The sequence below is a fragment of the Microcoleus sp. N9_A1 genome, assembly GCF_036701795.1.
Lineage (GTDB): Bacteria > Cyanobacteriota > Cyanobacteriia > Cyanobacteriales > Microcoleaceae > Microcoleus.
Genome location: NZ_JAUBRI010000001.1, coordinates 175,966 through 197,612 on the forward strand (window position 1 = coordinate 175,966; position 21,647 = coordinate 197,612).

18 protein-coding genes are annotated in these 21,647 nt (G+C 46.6%); 7 read left to right on the top strand and 11 right to left on the bottom strand.

The features are described 5' to 3' along the window. Positions 1 to 93 precede the first annotated feature (93 nt). Positions 94 to 1,074 (bottom strand): aspartate carbamoyltransferase catalytic subunit, encoded by a 981-nt coding sequence (locus tag QUA58_RS00680; protein ID WP_333248234.1) that lies wholly within the window; start codon positions 1,072 to 1,074, stop codon positions 94 to 96. Between the two features lie 644 nt (positions 1,075 to 1,718). On the opposite strand from QUA58_RS00680, the gene QUA58_RS00685 reads away from it, so the two are divergent. Continuing rightward, positions 1,719 to 1,937 (top strand): DUF4327 family protein, encoded by a 219-nt coding sequence (locus tag QUA58_RS00685; RefSeq protein WP_193973492.1) that lies wholly within the window; start codon positions 1,719 to 1,721, stop codon positions 1,935 to 1,937. Positions 1,938 to 2,127: 190 nt separating this feature from the next. Here the strand turns inward: QUA58_RS00685 and QUA58_RS00690 are convergent, their stop codons facing one another. The 8 genes from QUA58_RS00690 to QUA58_RS00725 form a co-directional block, all read right to left on the bottom strand. Then, on the bottom strand, positions 2,128 to 3,369 hold the full coding sequence (locus QUA58_RS00690; protein ID WP_333248236.1) for a protein kinase domain-containing protein: 1,242 nt from the start codon (positions 3,367 to 3,369) through the stop codon (positions 2,128 to 2,130). Positions 3,370 to 4,177: 808 nt separating this feature from the next. After that, on the bottom strand, positions 4,178 to 6,574 hold the full coding sequence (locus tag QUA58_RS00695; protein WP_333392645.1) for a serine/threonine phosphatase: 2,397 nt from the start codon (positions 6,572 to 6,574) through the stop codon (positions 4,178 to 4,180). A 360-nt stretch (positions 6,575 to 6,934) separates the two neighbouring features. After that, a complete protein-coding gene (locus QUA58_RS00700) occupies positions 6,935 to 9,490 on the bottom strand; it encodes a DHH family phosphoesterase (protein ID WP_333392646.1) in 2,556 nt (851 codons plus the stop codon). Between the two features lie 61 nt (positions 9,491 to 9,551). Next, positions 9,552 to 10,367: a PD-(D/E)XK nuclease family protein gene (locus QUA58_RS00705; RefSeq protein ID WP_333248243.1), complete on the bottom strand. Its 816-nt coding sequence runs from the start codon at positions 10,365 to 10,367 to the stop codon at positions 9,552 to 9,554. A 160-nt stretch (positions 10,368 to 10,527) separates the two neighbouring features. Continuing rightward, the gene (locus QUA58_RS00710; RefSeq protein ID WP_333248245.1) at positions 10,528 to 10,866 is read right to left on the bottom strand and encodes a DUF5615 family PIN-like protein; all 339 of its coding nucleotides are present in this window, start codon (positions 10,864 to 10,866) and stop codon (positions 10,528 to 10,530) included. 18 nt (positions 10,867 to 10,884) lie between these two features. After that, positions 10,885 to 11,178, bottom strand: coding sequence for a DUF433 domain-containing protein (locus tag QUA58_RS00715; protein ID WP_333140545.1), 294 nt, complete (start codon positions 11,176 to 11,178; stop codon positions 10,885 to 10,887). Positions 11,179 to 11,299: 121 nt separating this feature from the next. Beyond that, positions 11,300 to 11,968 (bottom strand): Uma2 family endonuclease, encoded by a 669-nt coding sequence (locus QUA58_RS00720; protein ID WP_333248246.1) that lies wholly within the window; start codon positions 11,966 to 11,968, stop codon positions 11,300 to 11,302. A 131-nt stretch (positions 11,969 to 12,099) separates the two neighbouring features. After that, positions 12,100 to 12,360: a hypothetical protein gene (locus QUA58_RS00725; protein ID WP_333248248.1), complete on the bottom strand. Its 261-nt coding sequence runs from the start codon at positions 12,358 to 12,360 to the stop codon at positions 12,100 to 12,102. Between the two features lie 164 nt (positions 12,361 to 12,524). On the opposite strand from QUA58_RS00725, the gene QUA58_RS00730 reads away from it, so the two are divergent. Continuing rightward, positions 12,525 to 12,764 carry a helix-turn-helix transcriptional regulator gene (locus QUA58_RS00730; protein ID WP_333228438.1) on the top strand — a complete coding sequence of 80 codons (240 nt, stop codon included), beginning with the start codon at positions 12,525 to 12,527 and terminating at the stop codon, positions 12,762 to 12,764. 134 nt (positions 12,765 to 12,898) lie between these two features. Here QUA58_RS00730 and QUA58_RS00735 read toward each other — a convergent pair whose 3' ends face one another. Further along, complete coding sequence (locus QUA58_RS00735) at positions 12,899 to 13,483, bottom strand: PAP/fibrillin family protein (protein ID WP_333248249.1); 585 nt, start codon at positions 13,481 to 13,483, stop codon at positions 12,899 to 12,901. Positions 13,484 to 13,623: 140 nt separating this feature from the next. Then, positions 13,624 to 15,300 carry a glycosyltransferase family 4 protein gene (locus QUA58_RS00740; protein WP_333248251.1) on the bottom strand — a complete coding sequence of 559 codons (1,677 nt, stop codon included), beginning with the start codon at positions 15,298 to 15,300 and terminating at the stop codon, positions 13,624 to 13,626. A gap of 412 nt (positions 15,301 to 15,712) precedes the next feature. On the opposite strand from QUA58_RS00740, the gene QUA58_RS00745 reads away from it, so the two are divergent. The 5 genes from QUA58_RS00745 (at position 15,713) to QUA58_RS00765 (ending at position 21,574) form a co-directional block, all read left to right on the top strand. Further along, positions 15,713 to 15,952 carry a DUF3134 domain-containing protein gene (locus QUA58_RS00745; RefSeq protein WP_333248253.1) on the top strand — a complete coding sequence of 80 codons (240 nt, stop codon included), beginning with the start codon at positions 15,713 to 15,715 and terminating at the stop codon, positions 15,950 to 15,952. Positions 15,953 to 16,082: 130 nt separating this feature from the next. Beyond that, positions 16,083 to 17,198, top strand: coding sequence for a phospho-N-acetylmuramoyl-pentapeptide-transferase (gene mraY / locus QUA58_RS00750; protein WP_333248254.1), 1,116 nt, complete (start codon positions 16,083 to 16,085; stop codon positions 17,196 to 17,198). A 339-nt stretch (positions 17,199 to 17,537) separates the two neighbouring features. Further along, on the top strand, positions 17,538 to 18,530 hold the full coding sequence (locus QUA58_RS00755; RefSeq protein WP_333392647.1) for a glycosyltransferase: 993 nt from the start codon (positions 17,538 to 17,540) through the stop codon (positions 18,528 to 18,530). Positions 18,531 to 18,893: 363 nt separating this feature from the next. Next, positions 18,894 to 20,753 (top strand): NAD(P)H-quinone oxidoreductase subunit F, encoded by a 1,860-nt coding sequence (locus QUA58_RS00760; RefSeq protein ID WP_333392648.1) that lies wholly within the window; start codon positions 18,894 to 18,896, stop codon positions 20,751 to 20,753. Positions 20,754 to 20,857: 104 nt separating this feature from the next. Continuing rightward, a complete protein-coding gene (locus QUA58_RS00765) occupies positions 20,858 to 21,574 on the top strand; it encodes a carbonic anhydrase (protein WP_333088094.1) in 717 nt (238 codons plus the stop codon). Positions 21,575 to 21,647: the final 73 nt, after the last annotated feature.

The window sequence follows — 21,647 nt, forward strand, 5'->3', positions numbered from 1 at the left end:
TTACCCGGCCATACTGGGTAACGATTATTTTAAAGAGGCGATGGAGACTGAAAATAATCGAATATCCGAAATTAATCACTAACAAATAACAACCTAAACTTTACCGCCGCCGATCAGATACAGTAAGGCCATCCGCACCGCCACGCCGCTGGTAACTTGCTGAGAAATCAGGCTAAACTGGGGATCGTCCATCAAATCCGAACTAATTTCCACGCCGCGGTTAACCGGGCCCGGGTGCAACACCTTCACATCCGGCTTGCAGAGTTTCAGCCGATCGCGCGTAATTCCGTACAAAGAATGATACTCTCGTAAACTCGGCAGCAAATGCTCGCTCATCCGTTCCTTTTGCAGCCGCAAAGTCATCACAAAATCAGCATCAGCCAAAGCAGGTTCAAGCTGCCAGTGCAAAAATAATTTGCCTTCCCTACCGTCGCCACACTCAGCAAACAACAGCGGTAGCAAAGTCGGCGGCCCGGCCAAATGAACCTCGGCCCCAGAAGCCGTTAGACTCCAAATATTAGACCTAGCCACTCGCGAATGCAAAATATCCCCCACCACAGCAATTTTTTTGCCCGCTAAAAGTTCCAGCCGCGGACGTTCGGTATCTAACAGAGCACAAATAGTAAATAAGTCTAGCAAACCTTGCGATGGGTGTTCGTGCTGGCCGTCTCCAGCATTGAGAACGCTGACTCTCGAACCCAAGCGATCCATTTCCGAAGCAATTGTGCTGGGAACTCCAGCTTGTTCGTGCCGGATCACCATCAAATCCGTTCCCATCGCCAGATAAGTCTTAGCCGTATCCAGAATAGTCTCCCCCTTCGTTAGAGAAGAACTTCCCGGCGTAAAATTTAGCGTATCCGCCGACAGACGCTTAGCCGCCAACTCAAAACTATTGCGAGTCCGGGTAGAAGGTTCAAAAAACAAATTCGCGACCACTTGACCCTGCAGGGCCGGCACTTTCTTCGTGCGGCGGCCGAGCACCTCCCGAAAACTGGCTGCTGTTTGCAGCACCGTATCGTATTCGTCCGAGGTAAAATCAGCCAGAGTGAGAATGTGTCGCCTTGTCCAAGTCATACAATTTTAGATTTGAGATTTGAGATTTGAGCTTTTAGATTTATTGAATCAAGACGGACGATGGGTTTGAAACTTGCCTGCTGGCCCACGTGGGGCAGCCTAGAATGTTCGAGCGACATTTAGGGATGGCGATCAACAGTATCCAACAATTTTTGATCGCTTTTGCGGTGAGTAGAGTTATAATCAGTTTATGTAGCTCAGACCCCACTTTCACAGCGAACCCAGCGTCGAAGGTGAAACAGGTGTGGTTTACCCGCAGGAAAGCGGAAATTACGCTGTAGCAGCGAAAGCGCAGTAGTTGCAGTTTCTCCTACGCAAACTCAGCCTTTTCAAGAACAAGCCGAACGCAGCCCTTGCATCTACCACTATGTGGAAACAATCGAGGCGGCAAACCTCCCACTGTCGATCGACAGCATATAGCGGGACATTTTAAAGATGATTAATTCTTTGAAGTCGGTCTTGACTCTTCAGTCCTGCTTATAGGCCCTTGTCAAAACGAACTCTGTTAAGATACAAGTTGAATATGTAGCTTCCCGACAAAAATCTACACGTATCTTGGCGAGACTGTTCTTGGCGAAACTGCGGTAAAAAGTGAGAGCTGGGAAGTGGTAATTACACAAAATTTAAACAATTCAAGAGGTATTATGAGCCAGAAGGTTATACAGCCGATGGTTAAGTTCCAGCGTCAGGTGCATTCTCTCGTCACGTCTGACATTATCAAGCCCACAGACAGCATTTGGAAAATTGCTCTGCTTTACGGCGACGAATGGCCGTACTGGAAACAGCAATTGCTAGAGTTTGATTTTTCTATGCAAGACCCCGTGAGCGAGTTGATAGCTGTAGAAGCTTGGGACGAAGAATAACAGTTGACAGTTGACGGTTGACAGTTGACAGTTGACAGCTTGCCCTGAGCTTGTCGAAGGGTTGACGGTTGACAGCTTGCCGTGAACTCCGTCGTTCGGTTGACAGATAACAGCTTGCCCGAAAGCCGGTCGTTCGGTTGACGGCAGGACTCCTAACTAATGACTAACGACCAATGACTAATGACTTCTTTTAGAGGCAAGCTGCTAAAGCTCGAGCTAATTGTTGAGCTGTTTGAAAGCGATCCCCAGGCTTAGCTGCCGTGGTTCGCAAAATGGTGTCCCGCAGCTTGGGGGCGATGGTCGGAATATTTTCGAGCTTAAACCCGTAACCTCCAGCTATTTTCCCGTAAAAGTTTTGAGGGCTTTGGGCCGTCAGCAAAAAAATCAAAGTAGGCCCAATAGCATATAAATCCGACTGAGGCAGAGGCTGTCCCCGGTCTTGTTCTGGTGCGGTGTAGCCTTCAACGCCGATGCGAGTGCCCGGAGGAGTGCCGATTTCTTTAACGGCGCCAAAATCCAGCAGTGTAATGCAATTGTCCCGGTGGCGCACTAGCAAATTAGCAGGTTTAATATCCCGGTGGACGATCGGGGGTTTTTGAGAGTGAATGTAGTCCAAAACCTCACAGGTTTGGATCATCCACTCTATTGCTTGTTGGGGAGCAACAGGCCCGCGGTTGTAGATGCGTTTTTCTAAATCCTCGCCGTGGAGCATTTCCATCACCAAGTATTTTTTGCCCCCTTCCACAAAAAAGTCAAAAAACTGAGGAATTCCTGGATGGTGGAGGGCCTTGAGAGTTTTAGCTTCACGTTCAAACAGTTCTTGAGCTTTGGCGATTTGAGCCATGTCAGCATTCATTTCCTTGAGGACTACCAGAGAAGCTGCTGGGGAACTTCCGGGTTGTTGAGCTTTCGCGAGCTCTCGATCCCAGGCTAAAGTCGTTGTCCCCATACCGCCTTGGCCCAAAGTTCGCAACACTTGGTAGTGTCGCACAGTGCGATCGACTTTAATCGGTTCGCCACAGTGGATACAGAATAAATTCTCCGGCGGGTTTCCCGCGTGGGTACACCGCGGGGCGGCGAGATTGACGTTGGGGTTCGCCTTAATTTTGCCGCCGAGTTCAATAGTAATAACTTGGAATTGCAAAATTGGGCCGCCCCGCGCCAACTGGATCAGGGCACCGTCGGATATCCAACCCTGAGACATCAGAATACCGTTAACCAAAGTCCCATTTGTCCCGGAATTGACTAAGTACCACTGACTTGACGTGCCGCTATTAACTCTTTGCAATTCCAGATGCTGCCGTGACACTAGAGCATTGGGGATCACAACGTGATTTTCAGGAGAGCGGCCGATGCGAATAATGGATTCGCTCTCGAAACTCCACTGTTGCAGGGGGGTCTGTTTGTCTGGATCTAAAAGAGTCAGCAGCATTTTCGATTGATGTGGTTGAACTCCCTGATGTGGCAGTGAGAGTTGGCGGGAATTTACAGATTAGGGGCGTAGGGCTTTGAAAAATTAGAAATTAAAAATTAATTATGAGCTTCACAGGTGAGTTTCACTAAAACTTTATAATATCCTGATTGTGATTAAAGATTCCATAAACAATTAAGTTATAAATAGTTTTTTGGGAACAATTATCCGTAAAAATTAAGAAGGGTCGAGCGCTCCTCAAAATATACTCGATTGATTTAACACTTGAAACTACAAAAACTAGGTAAACAATCACTAAACTTTTACGTAAATTTGATGTTGCAGCAGATTGTGATTTACGTCCCACATCATGTAGGGCGGGCAATTCCCGCCTAGACCACCTTGCTCCGAGAGCGATCGGGTATAAAACAGATTTCGCATCAGCCCACCTGCTGCCTACTTCATTTTAGTTTATTTTTTTTTATTAAACTAACTCTTTCTGTAGGAGAAAGCTCTTTCAGCTAGGATGAATCCACTTACTATCAAGCCAGTTTTCCCCCCAGATTCTCAGAACAGACTCTCAAAATTAAAGCTACTGATAAATGGTTTGCCCTCAACAGCTTTTCAGCAATCGTATGGGGCTGCAATCAGTTTTTGAGCGATCAAACGGAAGCTGTTTCAACACCGGATTCCTAATAGCAGAGCAAGCCGTAAAGCCTGGTTCGGAAACTGCCGAAGCTGTATCCTTTCTCTGCAATGATTGCAGGTTTAACCCAAGCGGTCGCGGGGGAAAAGCGCCACCTTTGAAAAAGTTGGCAGCATCCAAATTCTAAAATCGAAATGCGCCTACCTGCGCCCGAATGATAATTGCCGTGATATTGTCGTGACCGTTGCGTTTGTTACCCAGTTCAATCAACTCGGCAACTCCCTGGTCGAGATCAGCTTGGGGATTGAATAGGGGTTCGAGAGTGTTCTGCCAGTGAGTTTCCAACAAATCATTATCTGTCAAGCCGTCGGAAGCCAAAATCAATAAAGTATCTTCGCACAAGTCTAAAAACTGCACGTCAGGCTTGAGAAAATTACTGTCTCGCGGACCGATGGCTTGAGTTAGTTGATAGGCGTCGGGACGGGCATAAGCAGTTTCCGGGTCAACCCCGCGCTTAATTTCGCGCTGACCTACTTCGTGGTCTAAGGTGATTTTTTCTAGGGTTTGTCCCTTTCTCAGTCGGTAGAGGCGACTGTCGCCGACGTGGGCAACGGCGAATTGGGTGTCTTGAACTAAGACTGCGACTAGAGTTGTACCCATGCGGGCGCTGCCGGAGCGTCCGTCCTTTTGATTGATTTCAAAGATGGCTTTGTTGGCTAGCAGGACTCCCTCGCGGATGGTGTCTGCCGCAGGTAGTTGATTTTCCCAACAGGTTTGAAAGAATTCTCTGAGGGTTTCAGCGGCTAGTTGACTGGCTACTTCTCCGCTGTCGTGTCCGCCCATGCCGTCGCAGAGAATGTAAAGCCCTTTGGTTTGAAAAATGCGACCGAAGGAACTTTCGAGTTTGTTGAGCTGAGTCCAGATGCTGAAGAAGTCTTCGTTGTGGTCGCGCGTGCGGCCAACATCGGTGAGGCCTGCGTCTTCTAAGCTGTAAATCTGGAGTGGCATCGGCTGAGTTAAGACCTCGCCAACCTCGGGGGGCGACTCGTCGGGGCTGCGGTAATGCCTGCGTGTCGGGGTTGAGCTTGGTGAAGGTGCGGGTTGGAGTTCGAGGGGAACAGTTTCTAGGCGCGATCGCAATTCTTCGATTGTGTTAATTTCGCCTCTGTACATTTGTTGCAGCAGTTCGAGCAAGGCGCCAAACTGAGTGCGATGATCGGACTGGCTAAATATCACCTGCCACAATTGCCCCAAATCTACCAGTTGCAGGTTTGAGCCGGCGGGTTCGGGATAGAGGTATTGCAGCCGCAAAGAAGCCAAGGAAAAGGAAGAGTCGGGGTTGACTCGCAAATTAGTCAGTTCCAATAAGCTTTGCCGACAGTGCCAGGGTTCTAGGGCTGCCCAGAGTTCTGTCATTTCGTGCAGCCAGTATAAAATTTGCTGGGTGGAAGTTTCCGGTTGATTCCACCGTTCTACCAGCAGCGGCCATTGGGAGCAGTCTTCTAGCAGCAGCACTGCCTGTTCGTTGTCTGACCAGCTATCGTGAATGACTGGCAGGTTTTGAGAGAATTGCCACCGGAGTGCCAGATAAGGTTCAGCTATGCCTTGGCAAAGCTCTGCTAAGGCGGAATTGGTTGAATTTTCTCCGCCTTTGATTGCTGCGGTATAGGGGGATGTTCGTCTGGCGACGCTGGCAGAGTTGGCTGCTAGCATGGCTTTGAGGGGTGACATTTCCAGCGGCTGACAGTCCAATACTGTTACTGCTACTGTGTCTGAGCGTTTTCTCGGCGGCACGGTTTCTAGGAGTTGGTAGCGCTGCTGGGTGTCTAAATAAGCTCCTGCTGGCTGGGAAGGGATTAAATATTCTGAATTGGGGATGGGGAATTCTGGAGATGGAGGGGAGGTGTCAGCTATGTTTGGGCTGTCGGGGTTCTCGGTTGCTTCCTGGATTTGTTTAGGCTGTGGTGCGGTTGTAAAATTCTGCTCCGATGGGGTTATTTCGCCCTCTGGTGCTGTAGTAGAGCTTTTTTCGGTTGTTTGAAAGGATGCTGGTGCGATCGCCCCCACGGCTACCACAGGGTCAATTTCTGGGCTGCTGAATTCGCCGTCGCTTGGCTGTGGAGAAGTTGGTTCGACTGCTATTGGGGATTCGGCTGGGGTGGTTATTTCTGTTTGAATGCTGTCTGTGATTGGTTCAGCAGAGTTTTGGGGCGATGTAGTTTGCGGAAACTCGGCTGGGGGTAGGGTGGACTCGTCTGGCTCGACTGCTGGAAAATTCGATCGACCGCAGATAATAGCCCGCCACACTTGACCTGTTGTGACGCCGCAATTCTGACATAATGCGGCGCTAAAAGCGACTTGGGCACCGCATTCGTGGCAAGGTTTGTAAATTAGGGAATTTCCGCATTGTTGACAAAACTTGTTTGGATTGGGATTTTCAAATTGGCAGCGGGGACAGAGAAGCATAGGGGTTTTAAATTGGAGATGGGCGATCGAGTTTGGCGGTGGGGAGTTTTGGGTTTTGGCTTGTGAGTTAGGAGTTATGAGTTTTGCGCCTGACTCGCAACGGATAACTCTCATTGTCCTATGCCTTATTTTATCGGGATGAATTCAGAAGTAAGATATTTCTTAGAACTGAGATGTTGCATCCATGTCAGGAATAGGCCTCTCCAGAGCCACAAAAATCTCTCTCGCTTCACAGGGTAAACAGCCAGCCCCACAGGCGGGAGCGAGCGCCGGCCCCACAAGAAAAGTTATCTCATGAGTGGAACTGTCATCCTGCCTATGCTTAACAATGGTGCTAGAGATCAGTTAGAACTCACATCTAGCACCATTCTCAGGAACAGGCAAGATGCCTGTTCCACAAAGAGTGAATTTTCTTGTGGAACAGGCATCTTGCCTGTTCATACAAAGCTTATTGAGAATGGTGCAAGATGTGAGTTAGAAGGGAATTGCTGTAGAATCTTCCTGGAAAACAGTCTCTCTGGCGATCGACACAATGGTGGAGAGGGGTACTTCACAGAAATATTTCCGCCGGAATTGTTCTTCGGAGACTGCTGCTAGGAATTGCGCTGCAAAACGGGCGGCGATGGGGGAATTTGGCACGGAGAATTGGATGGATTGGCTATCTAATAAGGATTTAGGGATTTGCTGTGGCGCGTCTTCTTGCTGTGGGCTTTCGGGTTGTCTGGTGATGTGGAAAGCTCGATCGCGATAATTGATTTTGAAACCGAGATATGTTAGGGTTTTGAACCCGAGTTGCAGGGATGTGTCGCTGATGCCGAGTTTTTGGGTTAGTTGCTGTCTGGTGACGGGTTTTTTGGTGCGGCTGAGGTATTTGGCGATGCCGATTAGCTGTTGGCAGATTTGCTGTGGGGGTACGAGTGGGGGTAATGTGTAGGCGATCGCGAGTTTTTTCTGAGTGTGCTGTGCTTGCCGAAACCAGATCCGCAGTTCGTCCCAGCTTGCGGGGCATTCTTTGAGGATGATCGAGTTTTCGCGATCGACCTTTTCGGAATTGTAAACTAGATTGTCGATCGGCATTGGAGATTCTAAGTTTGTGCTAGCGCCTAATAACTCTTCATCGTTATTTCTATTGCGCCAGTCTACAATCCAATCTATTTTAGTCGGGGAATTGATTTGATTGTCTTCCGTGCGTTCTTGCACTGATACGAGGCGCACTTCATAGCGCGATTTGTAAGTATTAAAATCGAGTTCAACGGTGACATCGCAGTGGCATTGGGGAACTTCGTTTTGATTGTGTCCCCACCAAATGCCGGGAAATCCCGTATCGCTAGATTCATCCCTAATTGTAAATTCTGTTTTGATATATTCTACTTTTTGCCCTTTCAAATCCTTGATTTTTTGATTCCAAAGATTCTCAAACCAGCAGTTTTCAATCAGCAATTTGGGGGCGGGGTTGCCCATGCCACAAGGTTCGAGCAATTTTAATTCTTGAAATAAGTCTTTGCCTAATTCGGAGACAGTAATTTTTAGGTCTGCTTGAACAGGGGTGGCTGTTAAACTATCGGTGCTGTATTGTTGTCGTAGTTGCTGATTTACCGCATCTGTAAATAGGGGGATATTTTCAACGGGGAGACTCAATCCGGCGGCGAAGGGATGACCGCCAAATCTGTGCAATAAATGCGCTTGGTCTTTGACTAATTGGTAAAGGTCGATTTGATTGGCGGAACGCGCCGAACCCCTGGCAATTTTGGATGGGGAAAGTGTTTGTGATTCTGGATCTAAGAAAGAGGGAAATTGCGTTTCCGGGGAATTTTCGTTAATTTCTTCGCTTCCTTCTGTGCTGAATAAAATCACGGGGCGGCCGTATTCTTGGGCGATTTGTCCCGCTACTAATCCTAATACTCCTACGGGCCATTGGGGGTCGCTGAGGACGATGACGCTAGTAGTTGAGAGGTCGAGTTTGGCTAGTTTGTTGGCGGCATCTTTGGCAACATCTTTTTGTAAAGATTTACGCCGGGAGTTGGCAATTTCGGTTAAATTTGCTAGTTCTTCGCAGCGTTTTTTGTCGCGGCTGGTGAGGAGTTCTACGCAGAAGCTGGCATCGCCTTGAATGCGGCTGACGGCGTTGATTCGAGGGCCAAGGCCGAAGGAAATGTCGGTTGGGCGATCGCCCGATCTTTTGCACAGTTCGAGCAATTTTGCAACTCCTGGGCGGGTGGGATTTGCGATTTGTTTTTGCAGTTGTTGGATGCCGATTTGTGCGAGGTAGCGGCTGTCTCCTGTAAGTTGGACTAAATCGGCAATTAAGCCGATCGCTACTAATTCTAATAAATCTGTGAGCGGGCGCTGCGGAATATCCGGTAATGTGTGATATAATGCTTCAACTAATTTGTAAGCTACTCCCACTCCTGAAAGGTTAAATAGTTGGTGGTTTGGGGGGAAGTAGCGGGGATTGATAATGGCTGTAGCTGGCGGGCGATCGTCTGGTAATGTATGATGGTCGGTAACAATTGTATCGATGTTTAAGCTGGTGGCATATTCGATTTCGGCGATGTTTGTACTGCCAGTATCGCAGGTAATAATCAAGCTAATTCCAGATTTTGCTAAGGCATCTATTCCTGTGATATTGAGTCCGTGAGATTCGGTTAAGCGGTTTGGAATGTAATAAATTAGTTGGTCATTTTGAGCAAAAAATTCTCCCAGTCCGTCCCAAAGTACGGAGGTTGAGGTAATGCCGTCGGCGTCGAAGTCTCCCCAAATTGCGACTTTTTCTGCGCTGTTTCGTGCTTGCTGGATTCTTTCTATCGCCCAGGTCATTTCTAGCCCAAACTCAAAGGGACTTGCTGGTTGGTAAAGTTGGGGATTTAAGAAACCGGGTATTTGTTCGGGGTTTTGAATTCCTCTATACCAGAGAAGTGCAGCGGCATAATTTCCGGGGAGTTCTGGTGCGTGGTTTCTGACAGCTTGGATCAGCCAAGCTGGGGGTTGGGGTAAGGGTTGATTTTGCCAGTTTTGAGGGGTTTCTGTCATTCTATTTTAGATTTTAGATTTTCAATTAGATTTTTTAGATTGTAGAGAGTTATCAGTTATGTTAAATAAATATTTCGTCGATTATAGCAAGATTTGGCAGCCAATTTGCGGGAGTTTCTGCGGGAAGATTTAGTGAGGAAGCTTTGGTATCTTGTGTGCGGTTGCAGCGAGTGGCGAATTGACAGGAAGCGCAAAGATTGGAACTAATTTCTACTTGGGGGAAGAATTCGCCGCCTTCACCATAGCGCTGTCGCCAGTCGGTTAGCTGGTGCAATAGGTGGGTTAAATCTTGTTTTGTGCGATCGTGTTCTGTTTGGTTGTAATAAAATGTGAGTTTTTGCGGCGGTTCTTCTCCTTGCAATTGTACGAACCAGTATGTCATGGAAACTTGTTCGGGGGAATAGTCACTGGTTTCTACTAAAACATATAAATAGAGGCGAGTTTGCCAACTTTCGGCTATCCATTTTGATTTTTGAGGGCGGGGATAGGTTTTCCAGTCGAGAATTTGGGCGGCGTTTGGTTCTGCTATTAGCAAGTCATAGATAACGGTGAATAGGTAGTCTTGGAAAATTAGGGTGCGGGGGTGTTCGGCTTGGCGGAAAATTCTATCGCTATTTTCTGAATTGGCGAAAAGTTCGGGTGCGGTGTTGATAAATGCTGCCACACAGCGTCCCAGTTCGGGGTCTTGTTGGATGATAAATTCAATGGGAAGTCCGAGTTCTCGCTGCTGCATTAATAGGTGAAAGTGGCTTCCCCATGTGAGTTTTTCTTTGTGTTCTGGGGAGGCGGTGGTGGCGAGTAGTTCGAGGTAGCTGTGTTGGAATTTGCGGGGGCATTCTTCGAGGATTTTGAGTTGGGTTTGGGATAGTCGGAGCATTTTTTTATGATGTTAGATTTTAGATTTTTTATGATTGTAAGCGAGGCGATTAATCTTTTTTACCGCAGATTGAGGCTGATGACGCAAATAGACGCCGATAATTTTGATCGCATTTTTGGAGGAGAGTGCGATCGGTTTTTGGGGCTAGAGTGCGATCGCTTTATACATATAAAAGCTGATTGGCGATTTCATCAGCCGTTAGCGTATTTAATAAAATAGCAACCCGTTGAGCAATCTCATAGGCGTTCTTTTGAGGAATCACAATAATCCCAGAATGTTGTTTTCCTTCTGTCATATAATCTAGATGCAGTCGCTCAAAGTCTACGCGATTATGGGTGAGCAAACATCGCTCCATAGATGCTGCGTAAGCTAATTGTTGGCTATCGGATTTACTCAGCATTCCCTGTTCGCTGGTTGTCGTCACATCGAACCCTCTACCCAGCAGTAAAGTAGCTACAAGCCTAGAAACATCTTCATCTGTATAAATGGTTGCAAACATAAATGGTTGCAAACAGTTTCACGGCTTTCTCATTGCAGCTTTAACAGCAGGATGAATCAATTCTTCAGGAATTCGATTGCGCTCAATATAAGTATTTATTTCTTCCTGGTTATCCAAATAAAAGCTCAGCGCGTCAAAAATTTGAGCTAATTTCAGGTGAGGTAAGTGCATGGGGATTTCTTCAGGAGTTATACCCAAACGCCACAATTCCACGATCGCCCGAACGGAAGTCCTGGTTCCTGCGATAATTGGTTCGCTTTGCAAGATTTCAGGGTGACGTGCGACATAACGCGAAACAGATTGTACATTCATGGCAGATTAACAGGGCAGATATATTTTTATTATATGTTATGATTGAGGCTATAAGTGTGTAAAAAATTAAGAGCGATTCCCTACGGGATAGCTACGCTTCACGCACTTTTCGCTAACTTCTCTACAACTTCCCAATTTGTTGAGCAAACCGCATCGCAGCCGTCCCATTTCCATCACCCAAAAGTTTCAAAGTCTCCGATAGTAAAGCAATTGGCAATCCCTCAAGAGCACCGGAAATGTCGCATTCCTGATATTTCCCGTTTTCCTGCAAGCGAAATGCCAAAACTGTCTCGCCCTTAATATCTACTACCCAATACTCAGGAATTCCCAAAGCAGCATACAACCGCTTTTTTTCATCTAAATCGCTGGCCAAAGTAGTATCGGCTATCTCCCCGACTAAATCGGGAACTCGCGACTGATTCAGATTAATTCGGCGGGGTTCCCCTTTTTGCCATTGGTGGAAATCTCCGCCGATGTATAAAACTTTATCTGGTGCACCCGCTCCCACTTTAGGTTTCTCAATTACACAACCGCTGAGAGAATCAAAAGTTTGTCCTATTTTGGTAGTAAACCACACGAAAAATATGATAGTAAACAGATCGTTAAATCTGGCGTGCTGAGGCCCTTCATTACCCATGTCTATCCAAAGATATCCTTCATAAAAAAATATTCTGGCTTCCTCCAAAGATGGATCTTCGCAGGCTGCTACATAATCTTCCCATGTCGCGGCTTGCCATTGGGGAATTTCTCCCACTTGAGACACGATGAATTTGGCAGTTGTAGAAGTCATGATTTAAAAGCAAATTGAGGATAAAATTATCCTAACTTAGGTTGATATTTATCTGCTGCGGTAATTAGTAGTTAGTAATTTGTCAATTTTTATAGCCCCCCTTTTTTAAGGGGGGGATCAGATCCTTCTGCTTATCGAATTGCTGTGGGCGCAGCAATTGGTACTTCTAAGTCTGGTTGCAAGTCAAAAACTACGACAAGGGTTGCTTGAGGCATCAGTTGACGCAGACACAGCAAGTGTCCGTCAGCATCCGATCGACTGCGAAATCGCCCCACAATCGCCCGCTGCATACTGGGCATGAGTTTGGCAATCGCCCAAGGGTAAAGGCGTTTTTGGTACGCGATCGCCCGAGGATTCGCAGTGAATCCCTGTTGATAACCGTTTTGTGGCATGATGGTTTAGTATCCTCTATGGACTACAGGAAAGGGCGTTAGTAAGTCTCTTGCCGGAAATCGACTAACGCCTCTACTACTATGATTAAACACCAAACTCACCTCATGTGTCAATACTTGGCGCTAAATATTAACACTTGTTATATTGAAAGGTTTATTCAGCTATGGATTTGAGAGCCTTGAGAGAACGTGCAGGGCTGACAATCTTAGACGTAGCACGGGAACTAGAATGCGCGGAGTCTTCAATTCGCAACTGGGAAAAAAGCCGAACCTTGCCAAAGATGGAAGTTTGGCAAGTATTCCGAATGCGAGATTTGTATCGATGTAGCGAAGCGGAGTTGATGCTAGCTGTCAGAAAGTCAATGCCGACGGAAAAGAAAGAACAGACAAAACTGACGGAGTAACAATATTTATGAAGTCTTGAACTGTTGACAAAAGGGATATATTTTTGATTTGTAACCGCAGATTAACGCGGATGAAGGAAAGATAAATTGAGAATGAGTTAAGGGGCGATCGCACTTAATCACACATCACAAAATCACTCTTTTGTCAATACAAAAACACTGTCTTTATTCCCCCGTCCAATCCGCAAATCTTTATCCAAATAAGTAATATCCAGCCATCCCTGCTGTTCGCGAGTATCCAGCCCGAAATCTACAGCAGCGAACTTTTTCCCCGACTCAATCTCATCGATAAACTTCCCCGGATATTCATAGCCAATCAACCTGCTTAAACCTACTATAGACCGCTCAAACTTCACCTGCACTCGCCGTTCCGAAGTTGGCTCAAATCTCGCCGCTACACTGACAATTCCTTCCAAATAAGGCAAGCCGTAAAGTTCGCCAATGTTGTAAATTTTAGATTCTTTGACGCGGATAGATTGATAAATTTGACCCAATTTCACCAAGGGAAAACTGTCAAGATTCAGCAGTTCGCGGCTGGTGGTGTACAATAACCGCCAATCTCCATTTAAAAGCTCTGCAGCTTCGACAGGGCGTGTTGTGGGGTTGTAATCTTCCAATTGGGCGATCGCACTTAAAATCGCTTGTTTGTCGCTGGGAGTGGCCAGCAAACCGCGATTCTTACCAGCAATTATCTCTAATAGTGCAGATTTTCTAAGCATATATTTTTTTAGGAAGAGGGATGAAGAAGGAAAAAATATTCTTGAGTTCGCGTTCAATATTATTTATAAATTACGCGACAAGTCGTTTTTAGCGCGCTTATTATTGGGTTTGTCTGTGTCCAGTGTGCACCCTACATAGATTAATGACTAATAACTAAGATACCAAATTTCACCAGATAGAGCATCGTCCGATATAGGTATGCTAATTCTTGCTCGTTTTTAACGTAGCGTCGGATAACTTCCCCCACACTGATCGCACCTTCGTGCTTAATTGTATCCAATATCTCCATCTGAATGCTAACAGATCTTCTCCTATCCTCACCAAAACTGGTAAACCTAATTGTCTGTACCTGCTTGAAAAGTTCTGGTGTGGCGATCGCACCCAGACTCAGCATCATCTCATTGCTTAAACTTCTAGTCGCATAATTACCCAATACCCGAAACGGATCGTCGCCTAGGGGATAAGGCGGCTTCCCAGGTTTTAAAGGTGCTGACTCCGGTGCGGCAAGGCGAATTTCTGCTAATTCCTGCCACAATTGTTCGTAAGCAGCAATTACTACTTTCCAATCATAAATTTCTTTTGCCCTTTGTCTCGCATTTTCCCCCATCCGCTTTCTCAATTCGGGGTTTTCAATTAATTGGCACAACGCCAGGGTGCAAGCATCAATGTCAACTGCTGTGGCTAGGGAAGTGTGACCCATGTAAGTCGGCCAATTTAAGCTGCCGTCAAGATAATTTAGGGCTAAATCTAAACAAGATTCTGGGGGCGGGATGAGTGTGGGAATGCGGAAGCCCTCTATTTCGTGGCGTACAGATTCTTTGTATCCGTTCCAATCGGAGACTATGGCCGGCAGTCCGTTCGCCATGGCTTCTATTGGTGTCAGTCCGAAGGATTCTTGAATGTTGTCGGAAAGCGAAATGAAAATGTCTGCCGCCGACCAAATATTTATTCTAATTTCCGGCTGTCTCCCATCTAAAAAAATAGCATTGACCGAGGGACAAAATATTTGTGCACTATTTTTAAAGTCGGGTTCTTCTCTCGGATCTTCGATCCAACCGGCTTGAATTAAGTGGATTTTGGCTTTTGTCTGTTGTGATGCCCGTTCTAGGGCGATGTACATGGGTACCGGATGAGCTTTTGCAGAAAAAGTCAATCGACCCACAAATAACACAACAATATCTTCGGGAGAAATGCCGAGTTCTTGTCGCAGTTGGCGGCGACTATTAACTGCTTCCACACCCTGCGGAAACGCGCTGCAATCGACTCCTAGGGGAATAACGGGGAATTTGACCAAAATTTCCGGTTTACCGCCGTTACGCTGGGCTAAATATTCAGACCACTCCCTCATAACTCCTTCTACTGCTGTTTTCACGGCTGCAGAGGTGCAGATCAGGGCGTCCCAAGGCTGCATGGGTGCGGTGATCAAATCGCCGATCGCGTCCATGATGTATTTTGTACCGATCGTGTGAGTAACGCCGCAAACGCTGTAGGCCCGCTGATCGACAAATCTGCGCGCCCAAACCATCTGCGACAGAACCGGATCGGGTCGGTAAATTGTGCCCGGTTGAGATAGCAAATCCGGTCGTTCCATCGGAATCCAGCGGACTTTCCGAGGTTTTTGCAGCCAAGGTTGGATGTGCGAACAAAACTCCTTAAAGGTTGTTTCGCTATCGGCGCAACAGTAGAGAGAGTTAGCGGTTCCGTGTTGGACTAAGCTTTTGAGAAACCCTTCTCCGGCTGAATGACGCCCCAGAAGTTTTTGCCCTCCGGTGTGGTAACCCTCTTTGTTGTATAAAACCGCTGCCGTTATATCCATTCTGAGATTTATTGCTTGAGAGTTGACTGAAGAAGCCAGAGGGCATTCGGGCTCAGGCTTTGATGAAAAACCAGGAGACTGTTGTGAATCAACGCCTTGCCCTTAGCGAAGCTTGCAGAATAGGATCGCCACCTGTCGCGTGATATTTTAAAGACGATCGTCTCAGATTACAATGCTTAGGGCTAAAGAAGGATTGGCAAGAGCGGATTTTAGTGTTATCCTCATGCCCATGCTTGGGGGCGATCGCCTTTTGGGTCTCCCATCTTATCCGATCCGGAACCAAACAGTGCCTGTGGTATAATGCTTTAGCCTTGCTAAATGCCCGATTTGCAAGTGCTTGATCAAATGAGCAGTCCGTCGGCAAAACGTTACCTCTACTCGATCGCGTCTTTGTCTTTAAAAACCGAGAATCATGTACAACCCATCTCTGCGTCAAATACCTCGCCACTTGCCTGCGGATGTAATTCCATTAAAGCAGCAATCTTCTCTTTTAGACTGGTTGGAATCTAACAATCGCCTGTTAGCAAGGGATGTCCAAGAACCCGACTATCGACACGAAGAAGAAATTTCTGAACTGATGGCAGTTGACGACAGTCCTTACGATGATTTAGAAGAAGAAGTAGAAGAGGATGTGAGTGTAGGCGAAGAATAACGGGTAGAAGGGTGAAGAAATCAACAGGAAACAGGGAAGAAAAACTAAGAGATTTCTCAATCTCCTGTATCGCACCCTATCCCCCCATTGTCAATTGCTTATTCTCAAATAGTGTGTGGTGAGGAGTGTTATGGATAATTTTTTGGATGAGAAAATCCCTTTTAGTCTGCCTCTCAAACTTACAGGCAAGAATTTATTCCTGCTGCTGGGTTTGGGACTAGGCATTGTAGCGATCGGTTTAGATGTAGCAGCGGGTAGATTTTTGAATTTACCTGCATCACTATTTATGCCGCTAGTTGTTTGTGCTTTAGTTGCGTCGGGGTTGGGCTATGTAGTTGTGCCCTTACTCCAGCAACTAAAAGCCGGACAAATAATTCGCGAAGATGGCCCCCAAGCCCATTTGAAAAAAGCGGGAACGCCGACAATGGGAGGTATCTTTTTTGTACCGGCAGGGGTAGCAGTCGCTTTACTTTGGTCTAAGTTTAACTCAGATGTTGTTGCCGTATCGGCTTTAACTTTAGCTTACGGTTTCATTGGCTGGATAGATGACTGGCAAATTCTGCGACGTAAGTCGAACAAAGGTATTTCTCCTCGGATGAAATTGGCTTTGCAAATAAGTTTTGCTGCTCTATTTTGTCTGTGGCTGATGTTTCATCAACCTGCTATTTCTACAAATGTTGCTTTGCCTTTCGGTTGGGTATTGCCATTAGGTTTGCTTTTCTGGCCACTGGCTGGTTTTGTGCTAGTTGCCGAAAGCAATGCTACTAATCTTACCGATGGTGTTGACGGATTGATGGGCGGTTTGGGCGCGATCGCACTTTTGGGATTAGGCGCATCTGTAGCCTCTACTTCGCCAGAATTAATGATATTTTGCGCCTGCATCAGCGGCAGTTGTTTCGGTTTCTTAGCACACAACCGCAATCCAGCCAGTGTGTTTATGGGCGATACAGGGGCTTTAGCTTTGGGCGGTGCGTTGGGTGCGGTAGCTTTATTAACAAATAGCCTTTGGATATTATTAATAATCAGCGGGATTTTCTTTGTAGAAACGCTGTCAGTAATTGCTCAAATAGGTTATTACAAAGCTACAAAAGGGCCTGATGGAATCGGCAAGCGTCTGTTAAGAATGGCTCCACTGCACCATCATTTAGAGTTGTGCGGCTGGTTGGAAACTCAGGTTGTTGGCATTTTTTATTTAACTAATGGGGCGTTAGTGTTAATGACTCTGATGTTGACGAGAAACAGTTGAGAACGGATTGGGTAACGGATTGCACAGGGGATGTATAGAGATATTTTCTACTATTTGAAAGACACAGGCAAGATGCCTGTTCCACAAGAACTGAATGGAGTTGTGGAACAGGCATCTTGCCTGTTTAAGGCTCGGAAGTTATAATTTTGACAATTTATATCCAGTTAATGCAATGGAACTTAGTAAGGCTTTTTAATTATTTGAAGAACCGCGAAGAGGCTTATAGGACAAAGGAAGAACTACATTTGCTTATTTATCTTCCTTAGCCTCCTTAGCGCCTTCGCGGTTCGTTTAATCTTACTCAATATTAGTTATGCTATCGTTTAAGGTTGTTTGTGAATGACTAAAACGTTTTTACCGGAGGTTTCGGTGGTTGTGCCTGTTTACAACGGCGAGATGGATTTGCCGGAGTTGATCGAGTGCCTGCGATCGCAAACTTACCCGTCACACAGTGTAGAATATCTGTTAGTAGACAACAAAAGTCGCGATCGCACTTCAACCCTCCTCCAAACCGCAGCATCTAACCCCCCCTCAGTCCCCCCCTTGCTAAGGGGAGGAAGTAAGAAGGGAAGTAACAGTCAAATCACCATTCGCAATCTCACCGAAAACCAGATTCAAAGTTCCTACGCCGCCAGAAACAAAGGAATTCGCGCCTCAATAGGCGAAATCATCGCATTTACCGATGCAGACTGTCGCCCGGAATCTGACTGGCTGGAAAATTTAGTTAAGCCATTCGTTGACTTAGAAATAGGAATTAGCGCTGGGGAAATACTCGCATTGCCCGGTAAAACTATCTTAGAACAACACGCCGATCGCCAAAATACTTTATCTCAAAAACATACTCTCGCTCACCTTTTTTGTCCCTACGGCCAAACCGCAAATTTAGCTGTACGGAGGCTAGTTTTACAACAAATAGGATTATTTCGCCCTTACCTCACCAGTGGCGGCGATGCTGACTTGTGTTGGCGGATTTTGCGGGAAACATCATATAAAATGTATTTTGCCGAAAGTGCGATCGTCCGACACCGGCACCGCAGTACACTGAAACAGTTGCACAGTCAATGGTATCGCTACGGCGAGTCGAATAAATATTTGCACGAACTCCACGGCGTCGATTTGATGCGAGAATTCACCACAGGGGAATATTTGTATCGGCTGGCTAGGTGGTTGTTAAAGGAATTACCGATTGCTGCGGCCAAAGGCGCGATCGCCCGCGCCGATCTGGTAGATTTGTTCAATACGCCGATCGGTCTTTTGAATGTTAGGGCAAGGGCGATCGGACAGCGCCAAGCCCAACTCCCACAACTAGCTAGGGAAATTGAGCAACTTTAATCCTTAGAAGACGCTCGCGGTTTAAACCGCGTCTATACAGGCAAAACCCACTCCAAGCGGGTTGAAGACCTATGTTATCCTCTCTTAGTCCGCGCACCATCCGGACATCGTTTGTGTAAACCAGGTTTCAACCGCCCTCTGATATTTCCATCATATAAGTAGAGTTTATCTCTATATAAGTATGCTGAATCAGGGAATATGAAAATTTCAGGCAATCCTTAATATAAAATTAATAAGTCTATTTTTGCAGCTCCAGGCTTCAAAACGACAGGAAACTCGCAGTCACCCCAAAAAATCTTTACTTCTGACGATCGAGATTATTCTCAGATTGTTTAATTTTTGTAACAATTACAGGTAATGCCAATGGCTCAAATCCTACTCCAGACCGTTTGGTTTATACCTTGCTATCCACTCATCGGCGCATTTCTCTCGATACTGTGGTTCCCAGCAATAACTCGCCGCACGGGGCCTAGACCCTCCGGTTACGTCAACGCCATCTTAACTTTCTTCGCTTTCGTCCACGGCGTCATCGCCCTGACAGCTATCTGGAACCAACCGACGCAACACCAGTTAATTCCCTGGCTGAATGTGGCAGGTTTAGACTTAACCATTCCCGTAGAAATCTCTGCTGTCACCGTCGGGGCGACAGTTTTGATTACCGGACTAAATTTTCTGGCGCAGATTTATGCAGTCGGCTACATGGAAATGGACTGGGGCTGGGCGAGGTTCTTTTCCCTGATGGGGCTGTTTGAAGCGGGGATGTGCGGCTTGGTTTTGTCCAACTCTCTGTTTTTCAGCTACATGATTCTGGAAGTCCTGACTCTGGGAACTTACCTGCTAATCGGGCTGTGGTTCAATCAGTCTTTGGTGGTGACAGGAGCCCGCGACGCTTTCTTGACTAAGCGCGTGGGAGACTTATTCCTGCTGATGGGAGTAGTGGCAATTCTGCCGCTGGCGGGAACTTGGAATTTTGACGAGTTGGCAGTTTGGGCTCAGACTGCAAACATTGACCCCACAGTGGCGACGCTGTTGAGTTTAGCTTTGATTGCCGGCCCGATGGGCAAATGCGCTCAATTTCCCCTGCACCTGTGGCTGGATGAAGCGATGGAAGGCCCCTTGCCGGCAACGATTTTGCGGAACACGGTAGTTGTGGAAACCGGCGCTTGGATTTTGATTAAATTGCAGCCGGTCATCGCTTTGTCGCCCGTGGGACTGAAGACAACTATTATTGTAGGTGCTGCAACGGCCGTTGGTGCTTCCTTAATTGCGATCGCCCAAATCGACATCAAACGCACACTTTCCTATATAGTTAGCTCTTACATGGGCTTGGTATTTATCGCCGTCGGTACCGGACAAACCCAGACAGCCCTGACATTAATGTTTGCCTACACCTTGGCAATGGGTTTGTTGGTGATGAGCATCGGTTCGGTAGTTTGGAACAGCATTACTCAGGATGTCCGCTCTCTAGGCGGTTTGTGGGCGAAGCGGCCGATATCCGGCATATCCTTTCTTGTCGGCGCTGCTGGAGTAATTGGACTGCCACCCTTCGGCTGCTTCTGGGCGTTATCGGAACTAGCAGGCGGGTTTTGGAATACCCACCCTTCACTGTTAGGAGTCCTGCTGTTTGTCAACGGTGTAACTGCTTTTGGCTTAGTGCGCGTTTTCGGTTTAGTTTTTGGTGGTAAACCAAAGCAAATGACCGAACGTTCCCCCGAAGTTTCCTGGCCTTTTATCTTGCCGATGACCGTGTTAATGGGATTTACCTTGCACGTTCCGCACTTGCTCGCCGCGTGGCAATTGCTGCCTTTGGCAACTTTGAATTATACAGCAGCGGGACTGTTAGTTTTGTCAAGTGCGATCGGCATTGGTGGCGGAGCATTTATTTACCTGAACGAAAAGTGGGAAAAACCAGTGCGAATTGGTTCTCAAGCCGTGCAAGACTTCTTTGCTTACGACTTTTACACCGCCCAACTTTACCGCGTGACCGTGATATTTGCAGTCGGTCTGATATCCCAAATCATATCCTGGATCGATCGCAATATTGTTGACGGATTCGTAAACTTAATCGGTTTAGCCACAGTTTTCGGCGGACAGAGCCTCAAATACAACGTCAACGGTCAAACTCAATTTTACGCCCTGACAATTTTGTTCGGAGTTGCACTTTTGGGACTGCTAGTAAGCTGGCCTCTGTTGGCTCGCCTCTCGTTGATTGTTGGTGGGTAAAGAGATATAACGTATAAAATTTTAGGTGACATTTACAACCTAAAATTTTAAATAAATGAACTCTTGAATAAAGATTTCAAACCCGATCCAACAATCCCAAGTACATGAAAGACAATAACCGACCAGTCAATCTTTCCCGACGCAATTCACTCAAATTTGTAGCAGGAGCAATAGGTACAGGAATACTCGCAGCACGAGTCGGCGCTGATGTGGCTGCACCGGCACCAGCAATTGCTCAAAATGACATGAATCCCGATGCAGCTTTGAAAAGCTTAATGGATGGGAACAAGCGATTTGTTGACAAAAAACGCACAAGTCCCCACCAAGACTTCCCCCGCCTCACCGAAGTAGCCAAAGATCAAAAACCCTTTGCTGCTATTCTTGGCTGTGCAGATTCCCGCTTTCCTTCCGAGATTATTTTCGATCAGGGATTTGGAGATTTATTTGTCTGTCGCGTGGCCGGAAATGTGGCTACCCCAGAAGAAATTGGCAGCTTGGAATTTGGCACTCTGGTACTTGGAGCAAAAGTGCTTGTGGTAGTCGGGCATAAAAGATGCGGTGCGGTAGACGCAACCATCAAAGGAGCTCAGGTTCCCGGTCAAATTGGCAGTTTGCTAGAAGCAATTAAGCCTGCTGTAGAAAGCTCGAAAGGTCAAACGGGCGATCATCTAGAAAATGCCGTAAAAGCCAATGTTTTGCTGCAAGCTAAAAGGTTGAAAGCATCTCCAGTTATCTCTAAGTTAATTGAGGAGAACAAACTGAAAGTTGTTGGTGGATACTACGATTTAGACACGGGTGCAGTCAGTATTCTTGCTGATTAGTGATGCAATTTGTGATTGATAATAGGGGAGAAGGTTAATATCTAAAATCTCACATTATTAATCACAAAAGCGT